At 73.8% G+C, this 4,469-nt stretch carries 1 protein-coding gene; it reads left to right on the top strand.

What is annotated here, in order from left to right:
* A partial coding sequence (locus ACWDSL_RS52105) for an SDR family NAD(P)-dependent oxidoreductase (protein ID WP_450496642.1) occupies positions 1–4,469 on the top strand: 4,469 nt, incomplete at both ends.

The following is a 4,469-nucleotide window of genomic DNA, read 5'->3' as shown; positions in this document are numbered from 1 at the left end:
GCGGGGCGATGGTGTCCGTACAGGCCACCGAGGACGAGGTGGCGCCGCTGCTGGCCGGCCGGGACCACGAGCTGGCGGTCGCCGCCGTGAACGGTCCGTCCGCGCTGGTTCTCTCCGGTGACGAGGAGGCGGTTCTCGAGGCCGCGGCACACTTCCGCGATCTGGGCCGCAAGACCAAGCGGCTGCGGGTCAGCCACGCCTTCCACTCGCCCCGCATGGACGCCATGCTCGACGGCTTCCGCGAGGTGGCACAGGGCCTGGTCTACGCGGCGCCGACCATCCCGGTGGTGTCGAACGTGACCGGCGGGATCGTCACCGAGGAGCAGATCTGCTCCCCGGACTACTGGGTGGAACACGTCCGCGGGACGGTCCGCTTCGCCGACGGCGTACGCACCCTGCGCGACGCGGGCGCGACCACCTTCCTCGAACTCGGCCCGGACGGAGTCCTGTCCGCGATGGCCGAGGACACGCTCGGCGAGGACTCCACGGCCGAGGCGGTGCCCGCCCTGCGGGCCGACCGCGCCGAGGAGCCGACCGTCGCGGCGGCCCTGGCCAAGCTGCACGTCCGCGGGGTGCGCGTGGACTGGTCCGGGTACTTCGGCGGCAGCGGGGCACGCCGTGTCGACCTGCCGACGTACGCCTTCCAGCACGACTTCTACTGGCCTGACACCGCCACCACCGCGCCCATGAGCCCGGAGGCGGTCGCGGATCCGGCGGACGAAGCGCTGTGGAGCGCCGTCGAGCGCAGGGACGCGGCGGAACTGGCCACCGTGCTGGGGCTGGAGGACGAACACCACGCATCGCTCTACGCGCTGCTGCCCGCGCTCTCCTCCTGGCGCCAGAACCGGCATGAGAAGGCCGTACTGGACTCCTGGCGGTACCGGGTGGAGTGGCAGCCGCTGCGGGTGTCCACGGCACCGGTGGCGGCCGGCACCTGGCTGGTCGTCACCGCGGACGGCGCGCCCGACGACCCGTTCCAGGACGACGTGGTCGAAGCGTTGCGCGTCCAAGGCGCCCGCGTCCACCGGGTGGTGCTGGACGACACATGCGCCGACCGCGCCGTCCTGGCCGCACGGCTCGGGGACGTTCAGGGAGATCTCCAGAGCGACGTTCAAGGAGCGGACGGCGCCGCGGACGGGGTGCGCCTCGACGAGGTGTCCGGAGTGCTCTCGCTGCTGGCCGGCGCCGAACACCCCGCCCCCGACCACCCGGCCCTGCTCGCCGGACTGGCACTCACCGTCGCCCTGGTGCAGGCGCTCGGCGACCTCGGCGTCACCGCGCCGCTGTGGAACGCCACGCGGGGCGCCGTGTCCACCGGGCCCTCCGACCCGGTCACCAGCCCGCTCCAGGCGGCCATCTGGGGCCTGGGACGGGCCGCCGCCCTGGAACACCCCGGGCGATGGGGCGGACTGGTCGACCTGCCCGAGATGGTCGACCGGCCCGCTGCCCAGCGGCTCATGAGCGTGCTGGCCGGATCCACCGAGCCCGCCTCGGCCCACCACGACGAGGACCAGGTGGCGATCCGCGCCACCGGCGTGTCCGCCCGCCGACTGGCCCACCGTACGGTGGACGACCTGCCCGCCCCCCGCGACTTCACCGCGCGCGGCACCCTCCTGGTCACCGGCGGCACCGGCGCCCTGGGGGCCGAGGTCGCCCGGTGGCTGGCGCGCGCCGGCGCCGAACACCTGGTGCTGACCAGCCGCCGGGGCGCACAGGCCCCCGGTGCGGATGAGTTGCGCGCCGAACTGGAGGCCCTGGGAGCCGGGGTGCGCATCGTGGCCTGCGACGCCGCTGACCGCGACGCGCTGGCCGCCGTCCTCGCGGACCTCCCCGCAGACTCCCCGCTCACCGGGGTCGTGCACACCGCGGGCATCGCCTCGGCCGCACCCCTGGAGGGCATGGCGCCCGCGGAGTTCGAGGAGGCGGTCGCGGCGAAACTGGCCGGGGCCGCCCACCTCGACGCCCTGCTGGGCGACCGCGACCTGGAGCTGTTCGTGCTGTTCGGCTCCATCGCGGGCGTATGGGGCAGCGGCGGCCAGAGCGCCTACGGCGCGGCGAACGCCTACCTGGACGCGCTGGCGGAACACCGCCGCGCCCGCGGACTCGCCGCCACCTCCGTGGCCTTCGGCCCGTGGGCCGAATCCGGTATGGCCACCCACGACGCGATGGCGGACGGCCTCAAACGGCGCGGCCTGCGCTTCCTGGCACCCGAGCGGGCCATGGCCGAACTGCGCCGCGCCGTGGTGCACGGCGACACCACCGTGACCGTCGCCGATGTCGACTGGGACCGGTACCTCCCCGTCTTCACCTCCGTACGGCCGAGCCCGCTGCTCGGCGATCTGCCCGAGGCCCGGGAGCAGGCGCGAGCACAGGCGGGCGAGCGGCCCGCGTCCGAGACCGCGGGGGGCGCGTCGGAGCTGGCCCAGCGGCTGCACGGGCGCACCGAGGCCGAGCAGGAGCGGCTGCTGACGAGCCTGGTCCGCGCCGAGGCCGCCGTCGTACTCGGGCACGCCTCCGCCGACGGCGTACCCGAGGAGCGCGCCTTCCGCGACCTGGGGTTCGACTCCCTGACCGCGGTCGAACTGCGCAAACGCCTGGTCACCCTGACCGGCCTGAACCTGCCGAGCACCACGGCCTTCGACTACCCGAGCCCCCTGGCCCTGGCCCGGCAGCTGCGCACGCTGATCCTCGGCACCGGGGCGGCGGCCGGCACCGGGCCCGTGGCGCTCTCCTCGGCCCACGACGACGAGCCGATCGCCATCATCGGGATGAGCTGCCGCTTCCCCGGCGGCGTACGCTCCCCCGAGGAGCTGTGGCGGCTCGTGGCCGACGGGACCGACGCCATCTCGGAGTTCCCCGCCGACCGCGGCTGGGACACCGCCGCGCTGTACGACCCCGACCCCGACCGGGCGGGCAGGACGTACTCGACACTGGGCGGTTTCCTCCACGAGGCGGGCGAGTTCGACCCGGCGTTCTTCGGGATCTCGCCGCGTGAGGCGCTGTCCATGGACCCGCAGCAGCGGCTGCTGCTGGAGACGGCCTGGGAGAGTTTCGAACGGGCGGGCATCGACCCGCGGTCGCTGCGCTCCAGCCTCACCGGCACCTTCATCGGATCGACCTACCAGGACTACGGCACCGGGGTCGCGGACGGCACCGAGGGCCACATGGTCACCGGAAGCAGCCCCAGCGTGCTCTCCGGCCGGCTGTCCTATGTGTTCGGCCTCGAAGGCCCCGCCGTCACCGTGGACACCGCGTGTTCGTCGTCGCTGGTGGCCCTGCACCTGGCGTGCCGGTCGCTGCGCGAAGGAGAGAGCTCGCTCGCCCTGGTGGGCGGCGCGACCGTGATGGCCACGCCCGCCTCGTACCTCGCCTTCAGCCGCCAGCGGGCGCTGGCCGCGGACGGCCGGTGCAAGGCATTCTCCGACGCCGCCGACGGCATGACCCTGGCCGAGGGCGTCGGCATCCTGCTGGTCGAACGGCTCTCGGACGCCCAGCGCCACGGCCACCCGGTGCTCGCGCTGGTGCGCGGTTCGGCGGTCAACCAGGACGGTGCCTCGAATGGTCTGACGGCGCCGAACGGACCGTCCCAGCAACGCGTCATCCGGCAGGCCCTGGCCAACGCGCGCCTGTCGGTGGGCGACGTGGACGCCCTCGACGCGCATGGCACCGGCACAGCGCTGGGCGACCCGATCGAAGTCCAGGCGCTGCAGGCGGTCTACGGCGATGACCGCGCCCCGGACCGACCGCTGCTGCTGGGCTCGGTGAAGTCCAACATCGGGCACACTCAGTCGGCGGCCGGTGTGGCAAGCGTGATCAAGATGGTCATGGCGATGCGCCACGGGCTGCTGCCCAAAACCTTGCACGTCGAGCAACCGTCGTCGCATATCGACTGGTCACCCGGCACGGTGGCGCTGCTGTCCGACCCCGTCGCATGGCCGGACACCGGAGGACCGCGCCGCTGTGCGGTCTCCTCGTTCGGCGTCAGCGGCACCAACGCGCACGCGTTGCTCGAGCAGGCGCCCGAGGCCGTGCCGCTGCCGCGGACCCCCGTCGAGGAGCCGGGCCAGGCGGGGCCGGGGGCCCTTCCGTGGGTGCTGTCGGCCCGCGGCGCCGCCGCGCTGCGCGAACAGGCCGCCAATCTGCTCTCCCATCTGGACGGTCACCCCGAGACGACACCGGCCGACATCGGGTATTCGCTGGTCACTTCGCGGTCGCTCTTCGAGCACCGGGCCGTGGTCGTCGGCGAGCACATCGAGGACTTCCGGCGGGAACTGGAGGCGCTGTCGAAGGGCACCTCGTCGGCCGCGGTGGTGCGTGGGGTTGCCGATGTCGAGGGGAGGTCGGTGTTTGTCTTCCCGGGGCAGGGTTCGCAGTGGGCGGGTATGGGTGCCCGACTCATGGACGAGTCCCCGGCGTTCGCGGAACGGCTGGCCGAGTGTGCGGCGGCTCTGACGCCGTTCATCGACTGG

This window comes from Streptomyces sp. NPDC000941 (assembly GCF_053599555.1).
The sequence above is the reverse complement of the archived record's forward strand: the minus strand, read 5'-3'. Positions and strand labels throughout refer to the sequence as shown.